We start from the raw sequence: 5,213 nt of genomic DNA on the forward strand, positions 1-5,213 counted from the left end.
GGTCCTTGTCGCGGCCGGCCTCATGGGCGGTCATGCACACCGCCCATGAGGCCGGCCGCGACAAGGACCAGGACCAGGCCGGTGACCTTGAAGAACCGGCCGAGGTTGAGGCGCAGTCCGCCGCGGTAGATGCCGTAGCCGATCACGACCGCGATCAGGATGCCGATCAGCGCGCCGGTGGTGCCGCTCGTGACGCTGGTGCTGTTCTGGATCACGGAGATGAGGAACACCGCGGTCTCGAAGCCCTCGCGCAGTACGGCGAGGAAGGCCATGGCCACGAGGGCCCGGGCGGATCCCTGGGCCAGCGCGTGGGCGGCCTGGCCCTCCAGTTCCTTCTTCATGCCGCGGGCGTGGCGGTTCATCCACAGGATCATGAAGGTGACCATGACGACGGCGAACGCGCCGATCACGGTCTCCAGCCCCTCCTGCTGACGCTGCGGCAGCTCACGGGAGAGCGTGATCAGCCCGATCCCGATCGCCAGGCACAGCAGGACCGCGGCGACCACACCGATCCACACCTGGCGCAGGGCGTCGCGACGGCCGGCGCCGGCGAGGAAGGCGGCGATGATGCCGACGATGAGCGACGCCTCAAGGCCCTCCCGCAGCCCGATCACAAGAGTGGGGATCACAGGGACATTCCTTCCGGACAGCGCTCGAACGTGTCTGAGAGTAAGCCCCACTCATGCAAGGTAAGGTTAGCCTTACCTAAAGGGTAAGTAATGACGCTGCGGCGGGGGGCCGGGGCGGTGCATGGCCCGCGAACGGCCCGAAGTTCTCCGTCGGCCTGACCGGTTCCATCGGCGGTCTCGTCACCTTCGCGACCACCGTCCGTCCAGCCCTCAAGGGGGCCTCGGACGCGGCCGACGACACCTCCGTGCAACCCTCGCCCTCGCCGCCTCCCTCTACGCCACGGCGAAGGCCTCGGACGCCTTGGCCCATCGACTGGGCACCGGTGCGGAGGCTGCTTGACCTTCGAAACGAAGGGGAAGATGGCCTTTTGTGGGTTGCGGCATCGATATCCGCCGGAGGAGGGGCATCGGGATGCTCACTTTGGGTGATCGGTGGTGCGGGGGTGTGCGCACCCGCATCCCGCGCAGGTGACGCGCGTAGCGCCCTCTCCCAGGGGAGACCTCAGTCACATCAGAGGGGCCTCAGGTCAAGCGAGCCGGTCGGATGTGGCACGCCGTGACGGGGCGCCAAGCAGCGGAGTCGCCAAGGAATCACAGGTTCCGTCCGAAATCACAGGCACGCAGTGTCTGCCGAGAGGATGACTCTCTGTCAGGAAGGTCCCGTAGCCTGAATGTCATAAGGCCGCCTTCGAAGCGAAGGCGGCCAGACAGCTCACGTGCGGGTGGAGCCGCCGCGAGCCTGGAGTTCAAGGGAGTTCGACCTTGTCCGACGTGGACCCTACCGTGCCTCCAGAAGAAGGCAACCCTCAGGGAAGTCTTTTCGATCAACTGATGCTCCCGGACCATAGTGGTCGGGAGTGTTGGTCCGCCCGCGACCTTCACATACCCATGGGCTACGACAAGTGGGAACGCTTCGAGGCGGTCATCAGGCGAGCCGTCGCGGCGGCCGAGAACAGCGGACTCGATCCGCTCGATCACTTCCGGGGCGCCTCGAAGGCGATCAACGGCGGCCGCTGGGGCAGGCAGACGGTGTCCGACTACCGGCTCACCCGCTACGCCTGCTACCTGATCGCCATGAACGGCGACCCGCGCAAGCCCGGGATCGCGGCGGCGCAGACGTACTTCGCCGTACGGACGCGAGAAGCGGAAGCGGGGCAGCAGCCTGCCGATGTCACCAGCCCAGAGGGCATCCTGGCCCTTGCCGAGCGATACGTCGTGGCCGCACGTGAACTGGTCTCGACGAAGAGGGAGCTGGCGATCGCCGCGCCGAAGGCCGGTAAGTGGGACGCCTTCTGCGACTCGGAAGGCCTCATGGACATGGCGGCCGCGGCAAAGGCTCTGAGCAAGGTGACAGGCGGCCTCGGGCGCACGAAGTTCATGGAACTGCTGCGCCATGACGACATCCGCTTTCTGCAACGGCAGAACCCTCGTGTGCCGTACGAGTGCCACACCAAGGCCGCTCGCGCGGAGGTGAAGTTCGTGGAGACACCCGATGGGCGCTGGGTGGAACAGACCTTCTTCACCACGAAGGGCCTGGACTGGCTCGTGTACCGGCTCCAAGGGGTCATGAGGCCGGCGGCTTGACCGCCTCCTAGAGGCGCCGTGGCGCAACAGAATCGCTAGTGGCCCCTTCCCCGCAGACGGGAGGGGGCCCGCGGTGTCTCCTCAGCCGTCCGTGTGATGCCGGATCACCTGTCGGCGGACCGAGCGCCAGCGGGAGCGGGTTTGGGAGACGACGTCGTTCCATTGGCGGCGGACCTCGTCGTCGGGGGTGCGTTCGCCGTGGGAGATGCGGGTCAGTTCGTCGCGGATCTCGCGGCCCATCACCGAGGCGCCGACGATGCAGAGCATGACCGCGAAGAGGGCGGAGATCATCGCGAACACCGCGCCGACGACGCCGTAGCGCTGCGCCGAGGTGTTGAACAGGTGCGGGAGATAGAGGGTCGCGCCCACGGAGTAGACCGCGATGGCCACCGCGCCGGTGACGCCGAAGGGGATCAGATCGCGCCAGGCGATCCGGCGGGCGGACAGCAGGACGCCGGTCCAGACCAGGAAGACCGCGGTCACCGGCAACTCGACCGCCGCGCTGAGCAGATGCGCCCGGCTCTCGTTCGGCAGCGACTGGATCAGGGCGCTGATCGCCATGTAACACGCGCCGGAGAGCAGCCAGCCCAGCCCGTTGCGGGTGTTGCGCACACTGAGGGACCGGAGCTCCCAGGTCTGCTCGAACAGGCGTTGCAGGGCCCGGGTGAAGCTCAGCGCCGACACCGCGAGGAACAGCACGCCGAGGACACTGACGTCCACCTGCTCCTGCTCGGGGGAGAAGAGCGCGTCGACCGCCGCCGCGCCCTCTTCGGTCAGGCCGTACCGGGTGATCAGCTGATGCGCGATGTCGTACGAACCGACACTGGTCAGCACTGCCGCGCCCAGGATCACCAGCGGCACCAGCGCGGTCAGGGCGCTGGAGGCGAGGGCCATGGAACGGTCGAAGCCCGCGACCCGCTGGAAGCGGCCCAGCACCCGCAGCGTGAACGCAGGACGCAGCCAGAAAGTGAGGGTCCTGAGCAGGCGCCGGCCGCGGTTCTCCGCCGTCGTACCCTCCGGGGATCGTTCAGAAGGGGGCAAAGTCAGCAAAAGGGAGGGTAGCCGTCCGTGCCCGTCCCGCTCCCGGTCGACACGGCGGGAACCCCGGAGCTCCGTGGCACGTACTCTTGAGAGGAGTACGACCGCTCTCACGAAGGACAGGGACACTGGGCAAGCGACAGCCCGAAGGCCCGCCGCCCGCACCCGCGGTGCAGCGCATCCGACTGCGCTACACCAAGCGCGGCCGCCTGAGGTTCACCAGCCACCGAGACTTCCAGCGCGCCTTCGAGCGTGCGCTGCGCCGCGCCGAGGTGCCCATGGCTTACTCGGCCGGATTCACGCCGCACCCGAAGGTGTCGTATGCCAATGCCGCACCCACCGGCACCGGCAGTGAGGCGGAGTACCTGGAGATCGCGCTCACCGCGTCGCGCGACCCCGAGAAACTGCGCGTCCTCCTCGACGAGTCGCTGCCCACCGGGCTCGACATCGTCGACGCGGTCGAGGCGCACACCTCGGGTCTCGCCGACCGGCTGACGGCCTCCGTCTGGGAGCTCAGGCTCACCGGAGTCGATCCGGCCGACGCCGAACGCGCGGTCGAGGCCTTCAACGGGGCCGGGTCCGTCGAGGTGCAGCGCATGGCCAAGAACGGTGTGCGCACCTTCGACGCCCGCCCGGCCGTGGCGAGCCTTCAGGCGCACGGCGCACCGGCTGATGGGCCGACCGACCAGCCCTGTGCGATACTGCGGCTGGTTGTTCGGCACGTGACGCCTGCCGTACGACCCGACGACGTCCTGTCCGGTCTCCGCGCCGTGGCCGACCTGGCGCCGCCGGTCCCGGCAGCGGTGACCAGGCTGGCGCAGGGGCTGTTCGATGAAGAGACCGGCACGGTGACCGACCCGCTCGCGCCCGACCGCGAGGCAGCCACGGCCCCAACGGCCGTACCGGCTGCCGCCGCGACGGTGCCGGCGCCGGAAGGTCCCGCGTAGGACGCACGCCGTAGCGCCGCCCTTGTACTCGGGAGCCACCTGGGTCGGGCAGCGCACCGACCAGAAGACTTTCGCCAGGCCGTACCGACAAGGCGTACGGAACCGGCGAGACAGGACACAGAGTGCTCCCGTGCGGCGCCCGCGCCCCGGACGGCGGCCATCGCGCATCGCGCGGGCCGCGGACGTCACCGGTGGACGGCCCCTTCGGGCCGGTGCCGGAACCAGGCGCGGCGCCCGGGAGCCTGACGGGAGAAACGCCCGCATGCTTGAGCCGACCGAACCCATCGAGGGTTCCGAACTGAACACACCGAGCGACACCCTGCCGCCGCGCAGGCGTCGCCGTGCCGCCTCCCGCCCCGCGGGTCCGCCCGTCGCGGCGGAGGTGCCCGCCGAGGTCACCGTCCCGGCCATACCGGCCGCGGAGGACACCGAGGAGACGGCGGAGACCGCCGCCGGGGCCCAGGCCCCGCAGGCGGCCGAGGAAGCCGCACCGGCCGCGCGTCCGCGCCGCCGTGCCGCACGTCGCGCCTCGGCGCCCGCCGGGACACCCGCCGCCGAGGCCGTCGAGCCCGCGGAGACCGTCGCACCGGCCGCCGCGGAGGTCACCGAGGGCGGCGAGGTCGTCGTGGGCGAGGAGGCCGCACCGCGGCGCACCCGCCGCCGCGCCACCCGCAGCGTCGCGACGCCGACCGCGGAGGCGGCCAGCGCCGCCGAGACCCCGGCCGAGACCGCCACCGAGCCCGCGGCCGAGGACGAGGCGCCCGCCGCGCGTCCGCGCCGCCGTGCCGCCCGTCGTGCCGCCGCGCCCGCCGCCGAGGTCACCGAGACCGTCGAACCCACTGCCGAGGCCGCAGAGACCCCGGCCGCCGAGGCCGAGCCGGTCGAGGAGGCGCCCGCCGCGCGTCCCCGCCGTCGTGCCACGCGTCGTGCGGCGGCGCCCGCCGGTGCGCCCGCCGCCGCCGAGGTGGCGGAGGCCGTCGAGCAGGCGGACACCGTCGTGCCGCCGACCGCCGCC

At 70.8% G+C, this 5,213-nt stretch carries 4 protein-coding genes and 1 pseudogene; 3 read left to right on the forward strand and 2 right to left on the reverse strand.

All coding sequences use genetic code 11. The features are described 5' to 3' along the window. Positions 1 to 20 precede the first annotated feature (20 nt). Complete coding sequence (locus CCN72_RS13990) at positions 21 to 629, reverse strand: FTR1 family iron permease (protein WP_086807812.1); 609 nt, start codon at positions 627 to 629, stop codon at positions 21 to 23. Positions 630 to 1,517: 888 nt separating this feature from the next. Between CCN72_RS13990 and CCN72_RS13995 the strand changes: the two genes are divergently transcribed. Next, the gene (locus tag CCN72_RS13995) at positions 1,518 to 2,213 is read left to right on the forward strand and encodes a phage antirepressor KilAC domain-containing protein (protein ID WP_086807813.1); all 696 of its coding nucleotides are present in this window, start codon (positions 1,518 to 1,520) and stop codon (positions 2,211 to 2,213) included. Positions 2,214 to 2,294: 81 nt separating this feature from the next. Here the strand turns inward: CCN72_RS13995 and CCN72_RS14000 are convergent, their stop codons facing one another. After that, positions 2,295 to 3,254, reverse strand: coding sequence for a YhjD/YihY/BrkB family envelope integrity protein (locus CCN72_RS14000; protein ID WP_244174218.1), 960 nt, complete (start codon positions 3,252 to 3,254; stop codon positions 2,295 to 2,297). A 167-nt stretch (positions 3,255 to 3,421) separates the two neighbouring features. On the opposite strand from CCN72_RS14000, the gene CCN72_RS14005 reads away from it, so the two are divergent. Together CCN72_RS14005 and CCN72_RS38995 are read left to right on the forward strand one after the other, a co-directional pair. After that, positions 3,422 to 4,198: a TIGR03936 family radical SAM-associated protein gene (locus CCN72_RS14005; protein ID WP_086807814.1), complete on the forward strand. Its 777-nt coding sequence runs from the start codon at positions 3,422 to 3,424 to the stop codon at positions 4,196 to 4,198. Between the two features lie 262 nt (positions 4,199 to 4,460). Further along, positions 4,461 to 5,213, forward strand: a pseudogene (locus CCN72_RS38995) (Rne/Rng family ribonuclease); the annotation flags it as partial.

This window comes from Streptomyces murinus, from assembly GCF_002154555.1.
In the GTDB taxonomy this organism is placed as follows: Bacteria; Actinomycetota; Actinomycetes; order Streptomycetales; family Streptomycetaceae; genus Streptomyces; species Streptomyces murinus.